Consider the following 20626-nt stretch of genomic DNA (forward strand, 5'->3'; position numbering starts at 1 on the left):
TACGTTCGTTTTTAGAACGATAGATTGGTGGAGTGAAGATGCGCAGGCGATGGTTGCTCTGGGGATCACTGCTGTCCGTGGTGGTGCTCCTGCTCGGCGCGGGCGGCTGGGTGGTCTACCAGAACGAGTACGACCTCAAGGAGGAACGCGTCACCATCACCGGCGGCAAACAGCCGCTGCACGGCGTCCTCGCCCGCCCGACCGGCGGCCGCACCCCCGCCGGCCTGGTCGTCTTCGTCCACGGGGACGGCCCCACCAACGCCACCCACGACACCTTCTACCGGCCGATCTGGGAGGCGATCGCCAAGGCCGGCTACGCCTCCCTCTCCTGGGACAAGCCCGGCGTCGACGGCGCCCCCGGCAACTGGCTCGACCAGAGCATCCAGGACCGCGCCGACGAGACCGTCGCCGCGATCGACTGGGCAAAGAAGCGGCCCGGCATCGACCCCGCCCGGATCGGCCTCTGGGGCGCCAGCCAGGCCGGCTGGGTGATGCCCAAGGCCGCCCGGCAGTCCCCGGACGTCAGGTTCGTGATCGCCGTCGCCCCCGCCCTCAACTGGCTCCAGCAGGGCCGCTACAACCTGCTCGCCGAACTCAGGAAGAAGCACGCCACCCCGGCCGAGACCGCGGCCGCCATCGCGCGCAGCGACCGGAACCTCGCCGCCCTCCGGGCCGGCCAGACCTTCGAGCAGTACCGGGCCGGCGGCGGCGACGTCGACGGCCTCACCCCGCAGCGCTGGGACTTCAACCGCCGCAACCACACCTCCGACGCCAGCGACGACCTCGCCGCCCTCCGGGTGCCGGTCCTGCTCTTCCTCGGCGGGCGCGACATCAACGTCGACAGCGACGACACCGAGGCCGGCTACCGCAGGATCCTCACCGCGCCCGGCCAGCTCCGGGTCAAGCGCTACCCGGACGCCACGCACAACATCGTCCCCGAATCCGTCGAGGACTCGGAACTGGAGAGCACCCTCCTCGCGATCGCCGCACCCCGCTCGCTCTTCAGCCCCGGCTACCTCGACGAGCACCGCAGCTTCCTGACCTCGCTGGCTTCCTGACCTCGCTCGGGCAGCGCTGACGGCCCAGCCGCAAAGCCGGTGGACGCAGCCGGCGAAAGGAGAAACGACGATGAGAGTGCTCGCCCTCGGCGGAGCGGGAGCGATGGGCCGCGTCGCCGCCCGGGTCGCCGCCCGACTGCCCGGCGTCCACGAACTCGTGATCGCCGACCGCGACCCGGACGCCGCCCGCCGCACCGCCGCCGCCCTCGCCGGCGGCCCGGTGCCGGTCCGGGCCCGCCAGGTCGACGTCACCGACGGGGCGCAGCTGCACGCCGCCCTCGCGGAAGCCGACGCCGTCCTCAACACCGTCGGCCCGTACTACCGCTTCGGCCTGGGCGTGCTGCGCGCGGCGATCCGCACCGGCACCCACTACCTGGACATCTGCGACGACTGGGAACCCACCGTCGCCATGCTGGAACTCGACGGCGAGGCCCGCGCCGCCGGCGTCCGCGCCGTGATCGGCATGGGCGCCAGCCCCGGCGTCAGCAACCTGCTCGCCGTCCGGGCCGCCGCCCGCCTCGACAGCCTGACCGACCTCTACACCGCCTGGCCCGTCGACGCGGGCGCCGAACCCGACGACACCTCCCTGCGCGGACCGGACGGTGCCCCGCTGGCGGCCGCCGTCCACTGGATGCAACAGATCAGCGGCACGGTCGCGGTGGTCGACGGCGGCCGGATCGTCCAGCGGCCCCCGCTGCGGCCGGTCGCCCTCGACCTGCCCGGCGGCCACCGCGGCACCGCGTACACCGTCGGCCACCCCGAACCGGTCACCCTGCACCGCAGCCTGCGGCCCGGCGGCGCGGCCGCCAACCTCATGGTCGTCACCGCCAGGACGGCCGCCTACCTGGACGTCCTGCGGGACGACCTCGACGCCGGGCGCCTCGGCAACGAGACCGCCGCCGTCGACCTCGACCGCCCCACGCTGCGCCGCACCCTGCGGGCCGCCGCCCGCGCGGCCCGCTTCCCCGGCCCCGGCAGCCTCCCCGGCTTCTTCGCCGCCGCCACAGGCGGCCGCGAGGGCCGGCCGGTCACCGTCCTCGCCCGGCTCACCGGCGCCGAGGCCCTGCTCGGCGACATGGCCGAGAGCACCGGCGTGCCGGCGGCCCTCGGCCTCGCCCAGCTCCTGGACGGCGGCGTCCGCGCCCCGGGCGTCCACCCGCCCGAGGCGGCGATCGACGCCGAGCGCTTCTTCGCCGACCTGGCGCGCCACTGGCCGGGCGTCGGCGTCGTGGTGGAGGAGGAGCGCCCGGGAGCGTGATCAGGTGATGCGGTCAGGACGCGGGCACCCGGGAGGTCAGGACACGACGCCCCAGCCCTGTCCGGGGGCGGCGCCGTCGGCCGCGTCCGTGGTCACGGTCGAACCCGCCGTGCCGGTGCGGGCGTTGAGGACCAGGCCGGTGGCGACGTTGGTGATGGTGAGCTTGCCGGTGGCGCCGTCCTGGGTGACCCGCCACTCCTGCCAGCGGTTGCCGGGCGAGTAGCCGAGCAGGTAGGCGCTGTTGCCGGGGTCGGTGCCGGCGGCGAGCACGGTGTGCGCGTGGGTGGCGGTGGCGCAGTTGTCGGCGATCCGCACGGTGCCGTCCGGGTTGCTGGTGAAGGTCCACTGCTCGGAGGTGTGCGTGGGCCACCAGGTGTTGACGTCGGCGACGGCGCCGAGCGGCGAGCTGCAGGTCCCCGCCACTTCCAGGACCAGGCCGCCACCGCCGCCGGCGCCGATCGCGTGGTAGCGGCCGTCGTCGACCACCGCGGCCGGCCCGGTGGCCGGCCGGGCGCTGAGCCGGTACAGCGCCACGCCGTGCGGGGCCACCGAGGCGCCGAGCGTGCCGGTGACGGTCGAACTCGCGCCCGTCCACAGCTCCTTGGCGGTGTAGCCGGGCCCGGTGAGGCCGAGTTCGCCGAGGCTGGTGCTCACCGTGCGGCTCGCGGCCGGGTCCTGGTTGACGAGCAGCACGGCGGTGTCGCCGTTCGCCAGCCGCCGCTGGAGGACGACCGGCGCGGTGGCGTTCGCGGGCTTGGCGCCGACCAGGGTGGCGGGCTTGGCCAGGGCGTCCTGGTCGATCGCTATGACGTCGCGGTTCTTCAGGACCGCCAGGCTAGCGGCGTCGATCCCGGTGGACCAGGTGTGGCCGTCCGCGCTGTGCTGGGACTGTGCGGCGGTGCGCAGGTCGGCGCCGGAGACCAGCGGGGCGGCGAGCATCGCGAGGACGGAGGTCTCGGTGCGGGACTCGTCGTCGGTGAACGGCTTGTGGCAGGTGCAGGTGTCGGTGGTGCCCCAGGCGCCGTAGACGTCCTGCCAGCCGGTGAACATCATGTCGAGGTCGTTCCAGCTGCCCGGGCGCACGTTGCCGGGGTACTGCAGCGCGGTCTGCAACTGCCCGTTCCAGAGCACCCCGTCGAGCTCGCTGTCGCGGTCGCCGCCGATCCGGCAGAGGTTGGCGACCTGGCCGCACCAGACGCCGGTCGGCGCGTAGCCGGGCGCCTGGAACGGCGCGGTGCCGGCGGCCTGCACGACCGGGTCGGTGCGCGCCGGGTCGTCGGCCGCGAGCAGGTACGGGACGCCGGTGTGGGCGGGCTGGGCGGAGACGCTGAGGGTGACCTTGGGCCGGCCCTGCGCGGCGGAGGCGGCGTCGAGGGCGCGCTGGAAGGTCTGGACGCGGGCGTAGATCGAGCGGGTGAGTTCCTTTCCCTCGCCCTGGGTGTAGTAGTTGTGGCCGTCCGGGCCGGTGATCTGCGGGCCGTAGGGGCAGTCGTCGTACTTGACGTAGTCGACGCCCCAGGAGACGAAGTCGCTCGCGTCGGTGCTCTCGTGGCCGAGGCTGCCGGGGTGCATCTGGCAGGTGAGGTAGGTGTCGGTGGCGTAGAGCCCGAACTTCATGCCCTTGCCGTGCGCGTACTGGGCGAGGTACTCGATGCCGTTGACGGTCCGCCCGTTGACGGTCTGCGCGGGGAAGTGGTCCGGGCGGGGGAGGAGGTGGCCGGTGGTGGGGTCGTTGCCGGTGCCGTCGGTGCCGCTGACGGGGTTCCCGGCGGCGTCCTGGAGCTGGAGGCCGCCGTCGGCGTTGCGGACCAGGTCGGTGGTCTGGCCGTCGCGGTGCCAGAGCGACCAGCCGTCGTCGATGGTGACGGTGTCGTAGCCGGCCGCCACCAGGCCGTTGGCGGCCATGAAGTCGATGGTCTGGACGACCTGGTCCTCGGTGACCTCGGTGCCGAGGGAGTTCCAGGAGTTCCACCCCATCGGCGGGGTGAGGGCGTTGCCGTTGCCCAGGGCGGCGGCGGGGGCGGCCGTGCCGAGCGTGAGGGCGCCGAGGCCGGTGGCGGCGAGGGCCAGCGCGAGCACGGGTGCCGCGAGGCGGTGGGGGATGTGGCGCATGCGCGCTCCTGAGGGTGTGGGGGTGGTGACGGTGCGTCGGGTGGAGCGGGGTGTGCGGCCGACCGGTTGGGGGCCGGTCGGCCGGAAGGGTGGTGCGCTGGGGGGGGTCAGTCCGTGACGGCGGCGCTCGCGGTGCGCCCGGGGGCGACGGTGACGGTGGCGTAGGTGTAGCTCACGCCGTCGACGGTCCTGGTGCGGGTGGGCCGGGCCTTGCCGTCGACGGTGATCCCGCCGTGCGGGCCGGCGAAGCGGGCCTCCCAGGTGAGCGGCGTACGGCCGGTGTTGGTGACGGTGCTGCTGCGGTGGCCGTCGTGCCGGACGGTGACCGAGCCCGCGCCGACCGGGATGTCGGCGACCTCCAGCCAGCCCATCGAGGCGGGCAGCCGGGAGGCGATCACGAGGGTGTGCGCGGCGGCGTCGGGCTCGACGCCGAGCAGGCCCTGCACGGTCTGGCTCAGCAGCGTGAACGGGACCTCGGGGTAGTCGCCGTTGAGCAGCCGTCCGGTGGCGTGGAGCTGGTCGACGCCCTGGTAGATCTGCCGCATCCACTTCCAGGCGGTGTCGCCGTCATGGTTGGCGAAGAAGGCGTCGGGCAGGTAGGTGTAGGCCTCCAGGTTGGTCGAGCGCTGCGGGCCGGAGTCGGCGGCGTCGATGGCGGCGAGGAGGGCGTCCCGGCGCGGGCCGGGGTCGAGCAGCTGCTTGACCGGCATCAGCACGCTGGACTCGTAGCCCCAGCCGGTCACCGGCTTGCCGGTGGTGTCGTAGCCGTGCACGACCTCGCCGGGCTGCTGCCGGTCCACGCTCCAGGTGGTGTTGACGTAGTCGCGCAGCGCGGTGGCGGCCTGCCGGTAGCCGGTGGCGGCGGCGGTGTCGCCCTGGGCGGTGGCCAGGGTCGCGGCGGCGAGGTACGCCTGGTACTGGGCGCCGATCGCGTCACCGGCCTCGGCGTAGGTGCTGGTGGCGTTCTCGGCGTAGCTCGCGGTGCCGGAAAAGATGCTGCGGCTGGTGGCCTGGGGGATGGGGAGGCCGCCGTTGTCGACCGGGCCGGGGTGCTGGGCGATGAAGGGGCCGAGGGTGTTGCGGACGTAGCCGCTCAGCGCGGGGTCGTCGGCGTAGTCGCGGTCCCCGGTCCACCGGTAGGCCTCGCCGGCCTTCTCGACCAGCTCGAACGGCGCGGGCAGCTCGCGCACGAAGCGGTCGGGGCTCCGGTAGTCGATGCTGCCGTACGTCCTGGCGTCGAAGTTGAGCGCCCAGACCGGGTAGAGCTTGTTGGTCTCGGTGGCGGAGGCGGCGAACCCGCGCAGCATGGTCTTGTTCTCGGCGTCCAGGCCGAGCAGGTGGGCGCCGACCAGCTGGTGGGCGAAGTCGCGGCTGTAGAAGTCGGAGCGGAACGGGTAGCCGGCCCAGTAGGTGGTGTCGTAGGTGGTGGTGCCGGTGCCGCCGGGGTTGTTCTCGTCCTGGTTGAGCACGCCGGTGGTGCCGGCCTGCTGCACCCAGCTGTTGGCCTTGGTCTTGGCCCAGTCGAACAGGGCGACGACCTCCGGGTCCGAGGAACTGATCCTCGGGTCGCTGGGGGCGGACGGGGCGACGGCGGCGTCGTCCGCGTTGACCCAGCCGGTGGGGGAGGAGCCGATGCCGAGGGTGAGCCGGTCGCCGGCCGCGACGTGCACCCGGGGCAGGGTGTACTTCGCGTAGACGGGCTGCTCGGGCAGGGTCAGCGAGCGGACCACGGTGCCGTTGACGCTGACCGAGAAGGTGCCGCCGGCGCCGCCGGTGGCGATCCAGGCGGACAGGTCGTAGCTGCCGGCGGTGACGGCGGTGACCTGCTGGGCGATCCGGTGGCCGGAGCCGGCGTCGAGGTAGGCGAGGCGGGTGCCGCCGTGCGGGTTGTTGGTGGCGACGCCGGTGTGCTCGGTGAACGTCCAGCCGTTCGTGCCCTGTTCGAAGCCGGGGTCGGCGAGGGTGAGCGGTTCGCTGCGGGTGAGGGTCCAGCGGTGGGCGGGCCGGGCGTCGCAGCGCCGGCGGTCGGCGGCGCTGCTCGGCTCGTGGTCCGCTGCGCTGCTCTGCTCGCGCTCGGCGGCGCCGTCCTGCTCGCGATCCGCTGCGCTGTTCTGCCTGTGGTCGCCTGCCGTGGTGAGGCAGGCGCCGTGCGCGGCCAGGGTGTGACTCCCGCCCGGCGCCGGGGAGATGGCGAAGGTCTCGGCGGCGGGATCGGCGCCGCAGTCGGCCGTGCCGGGATGCCGCCCGGTGCCGTCGAGGGTCAGGCAGCGTCCGCTCGCGGCGTTGACCAGCCGGTAGCCGTCGGTGGTGCGGTGCAGCTGCCAGCGCTGGCTGAGCAGCCCCTGGCAGGCCGCGCCGACGACGGGCGTGCCGGCCGCCGGCTGCGCGTACTGCGGGCCGAGGCAGCCGCCGTCCAGGACGGAGCCGAGGACGTAGCCGCCGCCGTCGACCAGCGCGGCCGGGCCGTCGGCTCGGGCCGGTCCCGCGCCGACGGCCTGGACGGCGAGTACGGCCAGGGCAGCCAGGACCGCTGAGCCCGAGGGCAGGGCGCGGACCGGTCGGCGGCGCGGGGCGCGGGTGGGGGGCATGGGGGCTCTCCTGTCGGACGGCTGGCGGTGCGTCAGGGGCGGGGCGGCGTGCGCGGGCAGGGGTTTGAACGTTCAAATCCCTTGAGCGGCGCTGAGTGACATGTGCAATGTCACATGCCCATCCGAGCCGCGTCAACGGTCGGCGCACGGTCGGCTGCCGCCCTCCGGACTCGTCCTCGCTCGTTCTCCGGGTTCGCGCGCCGGGAGCCGGGGCCCGCCCGGCGTCAGGGCGGGGCGGTGACCAGCGTCAGTGCAGGGTGGTGAACGGCATCAGTGCAGGGAGATGACCGGCATCAGCGCAGGGCGGTGACCAGCATCAGCGCGGCCACGCCGAGCAGGGCGAACGCGAAGGCCCGTTGCAGGGTGCGCCCGCTGAGCCGGTCGGCGAGCCGCTTGCCGTCCCAGGCGCCGAGGATTGCGGCCCCGGTGAAGGGGGCGGCGACGGCCCAGTCGATGGCGCCGGTCGCGCCGAGGCGGGGCAGCAGCGCGGCCAGCGCGTTGGCGGTGATCACCAGCAGGCTGGTGCCCACCGCCTCGGCCATGGTGAAGGCGAGTACCGAGACCAGCGCGGGGACGGCGAGGAACCCGCCCCCGACCCCCAGCAGCCCGGTGACCGCGCCGAGCCCAGCGCCGGTCGCCGTCGAGCGGCCCCACCCGGCGGCGGAACGTTCCTGCGCGGCGGCCTTCGGCGGCACCAGCATCCGCCAGGCGGCCAGCCCCGCCAGCACCGCGAACGCGCCGGTCAGCAGCGCCCCGGGCAGGTGCGCCGAGAGCGCCCCGGCGGCCGTGGCGGCGGGCAGCCCGGCGGCGGCGAACAGCGCGCCGGTGCGCCAGCGGACCCGGCCCGCCCGGGCGTGCGCGAGCAGGCCGGTCAGCGAGGTCGCGGCGACGATCACCAGGGCGGCCGTGGTGGCCAGGGCCGGGCTGAAGCCGAGCAGGTAGACCAGCGCGGGGACGGCGAGCATGCTGCCGCCCCCGCCGAGGCCGCCGAGGGCGAGGCCGACCACGGCCCCGGCGGCCAGCGCCAGGAGCAGCGCGGTCATATCGCGCCCCCGGCGCCCCTGGAGCTCCCGCCGCTGCCGATGTCGCCGCTGCTGCTGTCGCCCGGAGTGGTGACCGGCAGTCCGGCGTGCTTCCAGGCGGTCATGCCGCCGACGACGTTCAGCACCTCGACGCCGCGCTCGGCGAGCAGCTGCGCCGCCCGTGCGGAGCGGTTGCCCGAGTGGCAGATCGCCAGGACGAGCCGTCCGCCCGCCTCGGGCGGGAGCGGTTCGCGGGCGGCCAGGGCGATCAGCGGCAGGTGGAGGGCGCCGGGGGCGTGGCCGGCCGTGAACTCGCCGCGCTCCCGGACGTCGAGCAGGACGGCTGCGCCGGCGCGGGCGAGCTGGTGGGCCTGAGCGGGGGTGGTCTGCCCGGGGTTGGGCGGCAGCGGGGGCATGTGGTTCTCCGATGGTCCGGTGTGGGCCGGGCGGGCGTCCCGGAGGCGTGGGCGCCTCCTCGGCGCCACCCGTCTCCGACGGTGGCGGCCGGTCCCGCGCGATGTCCACCATAGTACCCCCGGGGGTATTATCGACTCCGTTCGGCGACACCCCGCCCCGTATCGACCGTGGGGCCGTATGCTGTCGCTCATACCGGAGGGGGTATTGAGATCACGCCGAGGCGCCCGACGCCGCCCAGGAGGTTCCCCGTGTACTTCGCCCAGTTCTACCTCGACTGCCTCTCCCAGGCCTCGTACCTGATCGCCGACGAGCGGACCGGCCGCGCCGTCGTGGTCGACCCCCGCCGCGACGTCGACGAGTACGTCGCCGATGCCGAGGCCCGCGGCCTGACCGTCGAGGCCGTCATCAACACCCACTTCCACGCCGACTTCCTCGCCGGCCACCTCGAACTGGCCGACCGCACCGGCGCCTGGATCGGCTACGGCCGCCGGGCCGAGACCGAGTACCCGATCCGCAAGCTCGCCGACGGCGAACGGATCGAACTCGGCGACGTCGCCCTCCAAATCATGGAGACCCCCGGCCACACCCCGGAATCGATCAGCATCCTGGTCTACGAGCAGCCCGACGACACCGTCCCGTACGGCGTGCTCACCGGCGACGCCCTGTTCATCGGCGACGTCGGCCGCCCCGACCTGCTCGCCTCGTCCGGCGTCACCGCCGACGAACTCGGCGCCATGCTGTACGACAGCGTCCACCGCAAGCTGCTCGCTCTGCCCGACGAGACCCTCGTCTTCCCCGCCCACGGCGCCGGCTCCGCCTGCGGCAAGAACCTCTCCACCGAGAAGCGGTCCACCATCGGCCGCGAGCGCGCCACCAACTACGCCTGCCAGCCCATGGACCAGGACACCTTCGTCCGCATCGTCACCGCCGGCCAGTCCGTGGCCCCCGCCTACTTCGGCCACGACGCCGCCCTCAACCGGCAGGATCACCCGCTGCTCGACCGCACCAACCCCGCCCGCCCGCTGTGCCCCGGAGGCTTCAAGGAGGCCCGTACCGCAGGCGCCGTCGTCCTCGACGCCCGCAGCCCCCAGGAGTTCGGCGCCGGACACCTCCGCGGCGCCCTCAACGTCCCCCTCGACGGCCGCTTCGCCGAACAGGCCGGCACCGTCCTCACCCCCGACGGCAACCTTGCGATCATCGCCCCGCAGGACCGCGAGGGCGAGGTCATCACCCGCCTCGCCCGCATCGGCTTCGATCACATCGCCGGCTACCTGAGCAACCCCGACACCGCCCTGCCCGCCCTCGCCGACGACCTCACCCCCGCCAGCCGCCTCACCGCCGACCAACTCCGGACCGCCCTCGCCACCGAACAGCCCCCCACCGTCCTGGACGTCCGCACCTGCGGCGAACGCGAAACCGGCTCCATCGAAGAATCCCTGCACATCCCCCTGACCGAACTCCCCAGCCGCCTCGACGAGATCCCCACCGACCACCCCCTGGTCGTCCACTGTGCCGGCGGCCACCGCTCCTCCATCGCCGCCAGCCTGCTGCGCCACCACGGCCACACCGACGTCTCCGACCTCCTCGGCGGCTACACCGCCTGGCACACCCTCACCCACCCCACCCTGGACTGAACCCAGCCCTCTCGGCGCACCTTCGCCGGCATCTACCTGGACTGACGAGCGGTATCGCATCCGATGCAACATTCATCGGATGCTGCGAACGGCCTCGGCCTGGGGCTTCATCAATCGGAGATTCGATGCTTTCGCTGCATGTTCGATATGGCGCCCATGTGAGTGAAATGCGAATGTTGTGCCGTTTCGTGGCGTTGGGGTGCGCTTTGCTGACGCTGATCCCGGATCGGGAACAGTGCCAGAAGAAGAGAGACAGCCGTGAGCGTGGAGTCCATGAAGCGTGGGAAGAAGCGGACCGTCGGGTCGTTGGCGGTGGCGATGGTGGTCCTGTGCGCTTCGCCCGCCACCGCGGCGGTGACCTTCACCGAGCACAACACGCCCAACAGCCCGGGTGCCATCACCAAGGGGGCGGACGGCAACCTGTGGTTCCTTGAGCCGGGTGTCGGTAACGTCGCCAAGATGACCACGGCGGGGACCGTGACCGAGTACCAGGTGCCCACCCAGAACGCCACCCTGACCGCGATCGCCGGCGGAGCGGACGGCAACGTCTGGTTCACCGAGTACGACGGCCAGAAGATCGGGAAGATCACCCCCGCCGGCGCCATCACCGAGTACAACCTGCCCCAGGGCCAGAACTCGCCCGAGCCCAACGGCATCACCGCCGGGCCGGACGGCAACATGTGGTTCATCGACTGCAACAACTACCAGATCGGGAAGATCACCCCGTCGGGCGTCATCACCGAGTACGCCATCGCCTATTACCCGGGCGAGATCACCACCGGTCCGGACGGCAATCTGTGGTGGACCGCTCCCAACAACAGCGGCCTCATGAAGACCACCACCGCGGGCGTCACCACCAAGTACACCGTGCCCAACATCACCTGGCAGTCCTACATGCAGGGGATCACCGGCGGCCCGGACGGCAACGTGTGGTTCACCGCGTACGGCGCCAACAAGATCGGGAAGATCACCCCCTCGGGCGCCATCACCCAGTACAACGTCAGCGCGCCTGGGGAGATCACCAGCGCCCCGGACGGCAACCTCTGGTTCACCGAGCCCGGCAACAACAAGGTCGGGAAGATCACCCCCGCAGGCACCGTCACCCAGTACAGCCCGCCCACCGCGAACGCCGGGCCGAGCTACCTCACCACCGGCCCCGACAACAAGGTGTGGACCACCTACGGCAACGTCAACAAGGTCGCCAGCGTCACAACGAGCTGAGCCCAGCCGACCCGGCCCGCGCTCGCGACCCGACTAGAGCCTGCGCGGGCTGCGGGGCCACTCGGTACGGTGCTCGGGCCCGGAACACGCCGGGGTCATGGGCGGCGAGCGCGTCGAGGTACACCTGTACTGGTGGAAAGAAGCCCTGTGGCACGTACTTCGGGCGTGCACTGTGCTCTTCCTTGCCGTCTTCGAATGCCGGCGCAGGTGGACCGGGAGGCCGGGGCGTCCGTACGGGCGCCCCGGCCTCCCGGACAAGAAGGTCGTGACCGCACTGCTTCGTCCAGTCAGACAGCAGCAGTCGAGAGGAAAGGAACGGAGATTCCCGACCGGACTCAGGCGCCGGGGTTGTACAGGGGGGCCATGGGGGTGAACTCTCGGCTCGGTGCCGCGACGTATCCGAGGCCCTCCCGGGCGGCGTTGGCCAGCAGACCGTTGTCCTGGTGGGCCGACCATGCGCACAGTCCGCCGAGACCGGTCGTGGCGGCGAACTTGCCCTTGCGCATGACGCTGCGCGGGGTGTCGAGCGAGATGTAGTGGCCGTTGGCCAGGAGTGTGTCGGCGTCGGCCTCCTGGTCGGTCAGCAGGGCGAAGCCGTTCTTCCCGGCGGCCCGGCCGTGCTCCAGGTCGAGGTAGTTGGCGACGGCGTCATAGAAGCCGACGACGCCGTGGGCGAACGTTCCCAGCGCGGCCGACGTGCCGGCGTGCGTCCCGGTGGCGGGGTCCGCGTTGGTGACAGCACGGCCGTAGCACGCATACCCGAGGTGGATCTTCCCTGGGTGGATGCCTTCTTCCTGGACGAGGTACTCGACCAGCTTCTGCGCCGACACCTGGTCCGTGTTTCGGGACGTCAGGTTGGCAAGGTGGCCCAGCGGTTCCTTCTCTCCGCCCTGGAAGAAGTCGACGGCCTTGAGGGAGACAGAGTCCAGGCCAACACGCACGAGGTCTCCCAGGCGCGCGGCACGCAGGTCGTCGATTTCGGCGGCGGGAACCGCGATGCTGATCGACTTGCGCCTCCTTGTCCCGAAGGCCCTGTCGCAGGCTTGCCGCAGTTCCCTCACGACGAGGGCGTAGGCGTCTCGCGTGGCCGTGTCCGGGAGAGTGCGAGCCTTCCCGTCCACACTGTCCCAGGCCAGCTCCACTTCACTGAACATGGGGAACCGGTTGAAGAAGTCGACGACGCCGGCGGTGAAGGCGGCCCGCTTCTGCGCGTCGCCGGCCACAGAGGCGAGAGTGCCCGAGGGGCCGGCATCGGTGATGCTGAACGCGAGCTCCAGCTTGTGGCCCGCACGCTTCGCACGCTGCTGCAGGTTGCGCAGGCCTCCCAGCACGCCGGACGCAGCCTCCTGGTTGTAGTACGCCAGGAACGTCTTGTAGGAAGCGTCCCGGCGGTCCGAGGCCGGCAGGTCCACGTTCCGTGTCACGCCGAGGTCACCGAAGGGGTCAACGGGTACGACGTGCCCCGAACCGATCGGCTCCTGCCCGTCGGTCTGCGAGTTCCAGCCGTCCCTGACCGCGGCTACCTGCGGCTGTTGCGGCTCGACGTCGCCGAGTACCGCCAGGTGTCCGAAGACGATGCGGTCGTACGCAGTCGCGGGGATGCCCACCAGGTCGAAGCCGTAGCCCGGCTCATCCGGCCTCTCGTCATCCGAGCTCGCGTCACCCAGCCGTTCAGGGGCCAGCCGCCCGTCGTAGTGGAACCCGGAGGCCAGGTACGCCGAGAGCCGCATGCCGGCGCTCTCAGGTGATTCGGAGTCGTACCCGTTGTAGGCCGGGACGCACACCCGGGTCGAGGTGTACGACAGGGCAGTCCCTGTCCCCTCCGGTTTGTAGCCGTGAGCCTCGTAGGTATCCGTGGTCAACAGATCTGCCTGCAGAAGGACTTTCTGATCTTCAGTCATGCGGCAGAGTGTAGTGACGCGGACATGTGGAGGGTCGACCTTCGCCTACTTCGAGCAGACCGCGAGGTACGCGCCGTGTTCCCCGAGTCAGTCCGGTCCCCGCCCGCGTCTGCCCCTGGGAACTTCATCGTGATCGGCTCGATCACCAGCGGTGGGAAGGCCTCGGATGAGGAGCCGCCGTTGCACGTCGCTGTCGACCTTCGGAACGTGCCGGTGCACGCTGCGCGTCGGGCAGCTTCTCGTCCGTAGTCCTCCGCGATCATGCCGACGGTGCAGCCGTGCCACGTGACCGGCCGCCGGGCCTCACTCGAACGGGTGAGGCCCCGGCTGTCGTTCCCATGGCCGGTGCACCACGTTGATCACTCACCGCCACGCGTCGTGGCCGGGTAAGCGGCGGCGGACAGTCGGACTTCGTCGGGAAGCTGCTGGTTTCCTGCTGGACCGGACTGCTTGGGATCAGGGTGCCCTTGGCGGGCGGGCCGTCAGCCGGTGGCGCGCTGGGCCCGGTGGGCGGCGACCCGCACCCGGGTGGCGCAGCGCGGGGTGCAGAAGCGCTGCGGGGTGCGGCGGCCGGTGTCGACGAAGAACCAGTCGCAGTCGGGGGCGGCGCACTCGCCCCAGGCGCAGGTGCCGCGCTCGCTGAGCCACAGGCCGAGGGCCAGGGCGGAGGTGGAGAGCAGCCAGTGGGTGAGGCCGGCGGCCGGGGGTGCCTGGGTGTGCATCGACCAGGGGCGGCCGGGGAGGCGGACGAGTCGGGGGCGGGCCGGGTAGCGGTCGAGCAGGGTGTTGATCGCTTCGGCCGCCTCGTCCTCGTCGTGGAGGGCGAGGATGCCGATCAGCGGGGCGGTGGCCTCGCGCAGTTCGCGGGCGTCGGCGTCGGTGAGGCGGAAGGGCGGGCCTCCGTGGCGTTCCAGGAGGGCTTGCAGGTCGGCGGCGCCCGCTTCGGGCTCGGCGCGGACGGTGTTCGCGAGCTCGGTGACGAAGTGGAGGCCGCGGGGGTTGCCGCCGTCGTGGTCCTGGGTCATGGGTGTGCCCCTTCCGATCGTTTGCGCACCCCATGGTAACGTCGAAATCCAATATTAGGCGTTACGAAGGAGTGGTATGCGATTCCCGGCAACGGCGCCCGTCCTGATCGTCGGCGCAGGCCCGGTCGGCCTGACCATGTCGCTCCTGCTCTCCGGGTACGGCGTGCCGCACCTGCTCGTCGAGGCGCACCAGGGCACCTCCCGCCACCCCAAGGCCCGTGGCGTGTCCGCGCGTTCGATGGAGATCTTCCGCAGGCTCGGACTGGAGGCCGACATCCGGCAGGCCGGGCTCCCGGCCTCGCACGTCTTCTTCTACCGCGGCCGCGACCTCGTCGACCCGGACTTCGTACGCACCGGCGTGGCCGCCGCCCCGGACGGCGGCGCCGAGCGCACCCCGTCGCCGGGGCTCGTCTGCTCGCAGGACGCCCTGGAGGCCGTGCTGCTGCGCCGGGCCCGTGAACTCGCGCCGGACGGGGTCAGGTTCGCCACCCGGTTGCTCTCGTTTGCCGAGACTGCCGCTGCCACCACAGCCGCAGGCGGCGGCGAGGGCGTGCACGTGGTGCTGGAGGACCGCGCCACCGGCGACCGGCACACCGTGCGCGCCGACTGGCTGATCGGCTGCGACGGCGCGGCGAGCACCGTCCGCACCGGCGCCGGGATCGCCATGGCAGGGCCGACCGGCCTCGGCCACTTCCTCAGCATCCGCTTCGAGGCGCCGCTCGGCGAGGTCGTCGCCGACCGGGCCAGCGCGTCCTACTTCCTCACCGAGCCCGGCCGCGGTGGCTTCCTGGCCGTGGACAACGACCGGCACTGGATCTACCAGCACCCCTACGACCCCAGGCGCGACGACCTCGCCGACCTCCTCGGCGACCACCGGCAGCTGGCCCGGCTGGTGCGCGACGCCGCCGGACTGCCCGACCTCGACGTCACCGTCCAGGACACCCAGACCTGGCGCCTGGACGCCCGACTCGCCGACACCTACCGCCGGTCACGGGTCCTGATCGCAGGCGACGCGGCCCATGTGACGCCCCCCACCGGCGGGCACGGCATGAACACCGGCATCGGCGACGCCGACAACCTGGCCTGGAAGCTCGCCGCTGTCGTGGCCGGGTCGGCCGGCGAAGCGCTGCTGGACACCTACCAGGCCGAGCGCCGCCCCGTCGCCCGACAGGTCATCGACCTGTCCCTCGCCAACTCCCGTGCCCGCACCGGCTACCGGATCGACGACGAGCTGCTGCTCACCGCGGCCTACCGCTCCACCGCCGTCCACGCCGACCCCGACGCCCCCGCCCGCCCGCCGCTGGACCCGGACGGCGAGCACCCCGACGGCGGGCCCGGCGGCCGGTTCCCGCACCTGCGCCCGGCCGGACTCCCCGGGGCGGCATCGACGCTCGACCTCATCGGCTCCGGCTTCACCCTGCTCACAGCCGCCGGCGACCCCGCCTGGCAACGCCAGGCCGACACCGCCGCAGCGTCAGGCCTGCCCGTCGCGCTGCGGCCGTTGCCCGCCGCCGACTGGCCCGGCCTCTCCGGCCTCCCCGCCACGGGCGCTCTCCTCACCCGCCCCGACGGCCACATCGCTTGGCAGGCGCCCCACCCGCCCGCCGACGACACCGAGTTGCGGGAAGTCCTGCGGCGGATCCTGTCGGCGTAGGCGGCCGACCCGACGCCATCGGCTGATCCGGCGCCACTGGTCGGGACCGTCACCAGACGCCGGCGGAACACGACCGCGTCACGGTCGACGCCGACCCGCGCGGATACGTCCGTCGGCAGGACCGGCTCTGGCGCGACGTCAGGCCGTAGCCGCCGCCTCCGGCTCCAGCAGCTGGTCCAGCACCCGGCCGAAGACCAGGCGCCCGGCGCGGGCCACGAGCGGGTCGAACAGCGCGGGCAGGCCAGCGACCCGGAGTTCCTCCGTCCAGCTCACCTGGGATTCGCCGGTCTCCCCGGCCTGCCCGGCGTCCTGACCGGGGGCCCGCACGCGCAGTTCGGCCCAGCCGAGCACCAGCCGGCCCCGCTTCTCCAGCCGGCACAGCCCGTCGCGCCCGGCCGAGGGGGCGGTCAGAGCGACGATCTCCATCGGGTCGTCGAACCGGAACGGCCCGATGACCGTCCGGGCCAGGATGGCGTCCCCCGCCCGCCCGCCACTGCCCCGCACCACGGTGACCCGGGTGAACGGCACCCGGTCCCCGTGCCGGGGCCAGGCGGTCAGCCGCTCCCAGCAGACGGCCGGGGGCAGGGGCGAACGGCGGGTCAGGACGAAGCGGGCCATGCCTCACGGTACGGCTGCCAGCGGCGCGTCACGGCGGGGGCGGGCCGGCGAGGAGGGGGGCCAGGGCGAACAGGTCGGACGGGGCGGCGTCGTCGGGGAGCAGGACGACCAGCGGGGGGCGGGCCGGCGGGCCGAGCCGGGCGACCTCGTAGGCGGTGACGCCGCTGCCGTGCGCGGCGACCAGGGCGACCGGGGCCGGGGACTCCAGCAGCGGGGCGAGGACCGGGCGGTAGGCGGCCGGTGACGGCGGGCCGGCGGCCGGGCGGAGCACGCCGAGGGCCTGCGGGCCCGGCCAGCCGCGCGCGGTGCCGGGGTAGCGGGTGTGCGGGGCGTCGGGCGGGGGCAGCAGCAGTACCCAGCCCGCGCCCGGGCGGGCGGCCCGGCGCAGCACCTCCAGCCGGACGGCCGGGCCGTCCGTCGGTGCGTCCGCCGGTGCGTCCGGGGCCGGCGGGTGGTCGGCGGGCCCGCCGGGTCGGGGCGCCGGGTGTCCGGCGAGGGTGGAGCGCAGCAACTCGGAGGTGCTGAGGCCGCTCGGCAGGTCGGGGAAGGTGCGCAGCAGGTGGGCGCTCTGGCTGAGGAGTTCGACGGCGTCCCGGTCGGCGAGCAGGGCGCGGTCGTGGGTGGTGGTGAGGACGAGTCCGCCGGTGGCGTCGTAGTGGGCGGCGAGGGTGATCGGGTACGAGGTGAAGGTGCCGGTCGGCACGGGGTTCTCCACGTGGATGCCGTGCGCGGCCAGGTCGGTCTCCAGCCGCAGGTGGTGCGGGGCGGTCGGCTGGTGTTCCAGGACGACCAGGCTGTGCGGCCGCTGCCCGCGCGGGGTGGCGCTCCAGCGGTGGGCCTGTCCGGGCGAGATCCACTCGTAGGCGGCGAGGTCGAGCACGTCGTCGCGCAGGGCCGCGAGCAGTTGCGGCACCGTCGTGCTCGGGTGGACCCGGACGGAGATCGGCAGCGGGTTGCGCAGCGCGCCGGGCAGTCGGTCGATGCCGTCCAGCGGGATGCCCCGCCCGGAGACCGTCACCGCGAAGCCGACCCGTACCGCCCGGGCCGGTGGGCGCTGCTCGTGGGACTGCGCCGCGCGGTAGAGCAGCAGCGCCCAGGCGGCCTGGAGGGCGCTGCTCTCGCCCGCCCCCCAGGTGGCCGCCCAGCCGCGCAGCCGGACCGCCTCGTATGGGGTGAGCCGGCGCCGGGCGCGTCCGCTGCCGTGCCGGGCCGGGTCGGGGGCGAGCGGGAGGACGGCGCTGGCGGCGGTCCGGGTGGCCCAGAACTGCCGGGCGGCGTCGCTTCCCTGGGCGTCGAGCCAGCGGGCGTGGTCGCGGACGTCGGGGCGGCGCTCGCCGCCGGGCAGGACGCCGCCGGTCAGGTAGGCGCGGTAGAAGGCCTGGAGGAGCAGCCGCACGCTCCAGCCGTCGAGCATCGCGTGGTGGTAGGTGAGCAGGACCCGGGTGACCGGCCCGTCGTCCTGGTCCTGCGGCCCGGAGTCGAGCAGGGTGGCGCGCAGCAGAGCGGGTCGGCGCAGGTCGAAGCCGCGGTGCCGGTCGGCTTCCAGGAGGTCGTCCCAGCCGATCGCGCCGTGCGGGTGCCGGGTGACGTCGGGGACGGCGCGTTCGTGCAGCACCATCCAGGGGTCGCCGGCGGTGTCGTCCCAGTCGAAGGCGGCGCGCAGCACCGTCTCGTGGTCGAACACGGACTGCCAGGCGGCGGCGAACCGGTCGGTGTCCAGCGGCCCGTGCCAGTTCCAGGACAGCTGTTCGACGTGTCGCCCGCCGTGGTCGGCGCGCCCGATGACCTGGCGCAGCATCTCCCGTTGCAGCGCGCTGGTCGGCACCGTGACGGGCTCCGGCGGGTGCGCCAGTGCCTCCCGCAGCCGTTCCACGAGTTCGGCGGCGCGCGCGGACGGTCCGGCGGCGATGCCGACGAACAGGCGCCGGAGGCCGTCCCGGCGGTCCTCGACCAGGACGGCGCGCAGCCGTGCCCCGGCGGCGAGGGCGCGTCCGAGGTCGGCCAGGACCCGGTCGAGTCCGTCGGGGCCGTCCACCGTGCGCTCCCAGAGCGCGTCCGCCCGGTCCTGGGGCGCGGGACCGGCCGCGTCGACGGCGCGCAGGGCGGCGCGCAGCACGTCGGCCTCGTACGTCTGCTGCAGTTCGACCAGCAGGAACTCCGGGGGCCGGCCGGCCCCGCGCGGCTGTGGCGGCCGCCACCGGCGGGTGGCGGTGCGGGCCAGCGCGGCGTTGACCGCGCCGGTGTCGAGCCGTCTCGGCGGGCGGGCGGCGGGCAGGCAGGGCTCGGGCGACGGGGCGCCGGCCACCAGCAGGGTGACGGGTGCGCTGGAGAAGTGACGGTTCGTCATCGCTGATCAGCGGGCACCGGAGCCCGGTTCCTTCCCGTGGGCCGGCCAGGGTTGCGCCGGGGTTACTGGGTGGCGAGGCCGCCGCAGACGTTCAGTGCCTGGGCGGTGATGCTGGCGGCGGTCGGGGAGGTGAGGTAGCCGGCCAGCGAGGCGACCTCCTCCGGGGTGGTGTAGCGGCCGAGCGGGATGTGCGTCTGGAAGTGCTGGTGGATGGTCTCGGGGGTGGTGTTGTAGGCGGTGGCGTACTCGTGGTGGATCCGGGTGGTGTGCGGGGTGTTCACGTAGCCCGGGCAGATGGCGTTGACGGTGGTGCCGGTCGGGGCCAGTTCCTTGGCGAGTGCCCGGGTGAAGCCGATCACGGCGTGCTTGCTCGCGGTGTACGGGGCGCCGAGGGTGACGGCCTGCTTCCCGGCGGTGGAGGCGATGTTGATGATCCGCGGGTGCGCGGTGCCGGTGAGGTGGCCGTGTTTGAGGGTCTCCCGGGTGACGAGGAAGACGGCGTTGAGGTTGGTGTCGATGACGTCGTACCAGAGGTCGTCCGTGGTGGTGGCGATCGGCCCGCCGCCGGTGCGGCCGGCGTTGTTGACCAGCACGGTGATCGGACCGTGCTCGGCCACCACGTGCCGGATCAGCGCGCTGACCTGGGTGGGGTCGCGCACGTCGCAGGTGGTGCCGTCGGCCTGGTGGCCCTCGCCGCGCAGGGTGGCCAGCGCCTCGGTGATGTGCGGGCCGGTGCGGGCGCAGATGAAGAGGCGGTGGCCGCGGCTGCCGAGCTCGCGGGCGATGGCGAGGCCGATCCCGCGGGTGCCGCCGGTGATCAGGGCGAGGGGTTGCTCGGGTGCGGTGGTCATGGCGGGTCCTGGGGGTGAGGGCGGGCTGGGAGCTCGGGCCGGTGGTGGGTGGTCGGTGGTCGGGGGTCGGTGGGGTGGTCGGGGCGGGAGCTCAGGCCGGGTAGAGGTTGTAGGTGGTCGGGTGGGCCGTGGTCGGGGTGTTGAGGGTGGGGTCGAGGGTGAGGATCGCGTGGTGCAGGTGTTGCAGGTGCGGGGAGGGCTGGATGCCGAGCTCGGTGGTGAGGCGGTGCCGCAGGTGGTGGTAGGTGGCGAGGGCGGTGGTCTGCCGGCCGGCCCGGTAGAGCGCGACCATGGCCTGGGCGTGCAGGCCCTCGTGGTGCGGGTGCTGGTGGGTGAGGTGGGTGAGTTCGGGGATGAGCTCGTTGTGCCGGCCGAGCCGCAGGTCGGTGTCGATGCGGCGTTCCAGGGTGATCAGGCGGCTCTCCTCCAGGCGCATGATCTCGATGGCGAGGATCGGTCCGGGCCGCACGTCGACCAGGGCCGGGCCGTGCCAGAGCGCGAGGGCCTGCCGGAAGTGTGTGGCGGCCTGGTGGTCGTGGCCGTGGTTGAAGGCGTGCTGCCCCTGGGTGGTGAGCAGGCTGTAGGTGTGGACGTCGAGGTTGTCCGGGTGGGTGGTGAGCTGGTAGCCGCCGTGCCGGGTGGTCAGGATGTCCTTGGCGGTGATGTGCGGGGTCGGCCCGAGGCCGTGGGTGATCCGGCGGCGCAGTTGCAGGATGTACGTCTGCATGGTGGTGAGCGCCTGTCTGGGCGGGTCGTCGCCCCAGATCTCCTCGATCAGGGTGGCGGTGGGCAGGATGCGGTTCGGGTAGAGCGCGAGGAGGGCCAGGATCTGGCGCTGCTTGGCGGCGGTGGGGACGACGGAGATGCCGTTGAGGTCGGCGGTGAGGGGGCCGAGGACCTTGAGGTGCATGGCGGTTCTC

The 20626-nt window shown here is 73.4% G+C and carries 15 protein-coding genes; 5 read left to right on the forward strand and 10 right to left on the reverse strand.

Features of this window, described 5'->3' with window-relative positions:
* Positions 1 to 38 precede the first annotated feature (38 nt).
* Both ACFWPI_RS27655 and ACFWPI_RS27660 read left to right on the forward strand, forming a co-directional pair.
* Positions 39 to 1058 carry an alpha/beta hydrolase family protein gene (locus ACFWPI_RS27655; protein WP_380373659.1) on the forward strand — a complete coding sequence of 340 codons (1020 nt, stop codon included), beginning with the start codon at positions 39 to 41 and terminating at the stop codon, positions 1056 to 1058.
* Positions 1059 to 1128: 70 nt separating this feature from the next.
* Complete coding sequence (locus ACFWPI_RS27660; protein ID WP_380373661.1) at positions 1129 to 2316, forward strand: saccharopine dehydrogenase family protein; 1188 nt, start codon at positions 1129 to 1131, stop codon at positions 2314 to 2316.
* A gap of 36 nt (positions 2317 to 2352) precedes the next feature.
* On the opposite strand, the gene ACFWPI_RS27665 is transcribed toward ACFWPI_RS27660, so the two are convergent.
* The 4 genes from ACFWPI_RS27665 to ACFWPI_RS27680 form a co-directional block, all read right to left on the reverse strand.
* Entirely contained in the window at positions 2353 to 4428 is a 2076-nt protein-coding gene (locus ACFWPI_RS27665) for a hypothetical protein (RefSeq protein WP_380373663.1), read from the reverse strand.
* Positions 4429 to 4535: 107 nt separating this feature from the next.
* Positions 4536 to 7016: an RICIN domain-containing protein gene (locus ACFWPI_RS27670; RefSeq protein WP_380373666.1), complete on the reverse strand. Its 2481-nt coding sequence runs from the start codon at positions 7014 to 7016 to the stop codon at positions 4536 to 4538.
* 293 nt (positions 7017 to 7309) lie between these two features.
* Positions 7310 to 8059 carry a sulfite exporter TauE/SafE family protein gene (locus ACFWPI_RS27675; protein ID WP_380373668.1) on the reverse strand — a complete coding sequence of 250 codons (750 nt, stop codon included), beginning with the start codon at positions 8057 to 8059 and terminating at the stop codon, positions 7310 to 7312.
* Positions 8056 to 8454 carry a rhodanese-like domain-containing protein gene (locus tag ACFWPI_RS27680; RefSeq protein ID WP_380373670.1) on the reverse strand — a complete coding sequence of 133 codons (399 nt, stop codon included), beginning with the start codon at positions 8452 to 8454 and terminating at the stop codon, positions 8056 to 8058. Before ACFWPI_RS27680 ends, ACFWPI_RS27675 begins: the two co-directional genes overlap by 4 nt.
* Before the next feature lie 249 nt (positions 8455 to 8703).
* Between ACFWPI_RS27680 and ACFWPI_RS27685 the strand changes: the two genes are divergently transcribed.
* Both ACFWPI_RS27685 and ACFWPI_RS27690 read left to right on the forward strand, forming a co-directional pair.
* On the forward strand, positions 8704 to 10089 hold the full coding sequence (locus ACFWPI_RS27685) for a rhodanese-like domain-containing protein (RefSeq protein ID WP_380373672.1): 1386 nt from the start codon (positions 8704 to 8706) through the stop codon (positions 10087 to 10089).
* 273 nt (positions 10090 to 10362) lie between these two features.
* On the forward strand, positions 10363 to 11310 hold the full coding sequence (locus tag ACFWPI_RS27690; protein WP_380373674.1) for a hypothetical protein: 948 nt from the start codon (positions 10363 to 10365) through the stop codon (positions 11308 to 11310).
* A gap of 335 nt (positions 11311 to 11645) precedes the next feature.
* On the opposite strand, the gene ACFWPI_RS27695 is transcribed toward ACFWPI_RS27690, so the two are convergent.
* Together ACFWPI_RS27695 and ACFWPI_RS27700 are read right to left on the reverse strand one after the other, a co-directional pair.
* Positions 11646 to 13211, reverse strand: a complete 1566-nt coding sequence (locus tag ACFWPI_RS27695; protein ID WP_380373677.1) for a glycosyl hydrolase family 18 protein — start codon at positions 13209 to 13211, stop codon at positions 11646 to 11648.
* Positions 13212 to 13693: 482 nt separating this feature from the next.
* Positions 13694 to 14236 (reverse strand): CGNR zinc finger domain-containing protein, encoded by a 543-nt coding sequence (locus tag ACFWPI_RS27700; protein ID WP_380373680.1) that lies wholly within the window; start codon positions 14234 to 14236, stop codon positions 13694 to 13696.
* Between the two features lie 76 nt (positions 14237 to 14312).
* Here ACFWPI_RS27700 and ACFWPI_RS27705 point away from each other — a divergent pair, with 76 nt between their 5' ends.
* Positions 14313 to 15890 (forward strand): FAD-dependent monooxygenase, encoded by a 1578-nt coding sequence (locus ACFWPI_RS27705; protein ID WP_380373683.1) that lies wholly within the window; start codon positions 14313 to 14315, stop codon positions 15888 to 15890.
* Positions 15891 to 16028: 138 nt separating this feature from the next.
* Here the strand turns inward: ACFWPI_RS27705 and ACFWPI_RS27710 are convergent, their stop codons facing one another.
* From ACFWPI_RS27710 to ACFWPI_RS27725, 4 genes are all read right to left on the reverse strand, one after another.
* Positions 16029 to 16508, reverse strand: coding sequence for an SRPBCC family protein (locus tag ACFWPI_RS27710; RefSeq protein WP_380373686.1), 480 nt, complete (start codon positions 16506 to 16508; stop codon positions 16029 to 16031).
* Positions 16509 to 16536: 28 nt separating this feature from the next.
* On the reverse strand, positions 16537 to 18855 hold the full coding sequence (locus tag ACFWPI_RS27715; protein ID WP_380373689.1) for a condensation domain-containing protein: 2319 nt from the start codon (positions 18853 to 18855) through the stop codon (positions 16537 to 16539).
* A gap of 62 nt (positions 18856 to 18917) precedes the next feature.
* On the reverse strand, positions 18918 to 19706 hold the full coding sequence (locus tag ACFWPI_RS27720) for an SDR family NAD(P)-dependent oxidoreductase (protein ID WP_063345853.1): 789 nt from the start codon (positions 19704 to 19706) through the stop codon (positions 18918 to 18920).
* Between the two features lie 91 nt (positions 19707 to 19797).
* A complete protein-coding gene (locus ACFWPI_RS27725) occupies positions 19798 to 20616 on the reverse strand; it encodes an AfsR/SARP family transcriptional regulator (protein WP_363586377.1) in 819 nt (272 codons plus the stop codon).
* Positions 20617 to 20626: the final 10 nt, after the last annotated feature.

Origin of the sequence: Kitasatospora sp. NPDC058492 (genome assembly GCF_042720685.1) — a bacterium.
Taxonomy (GTDB): Bacteria; Actinomycetota; Actinomycetes; order Streptomycetales; family Streptomycetaceae; genus Kitasatospora.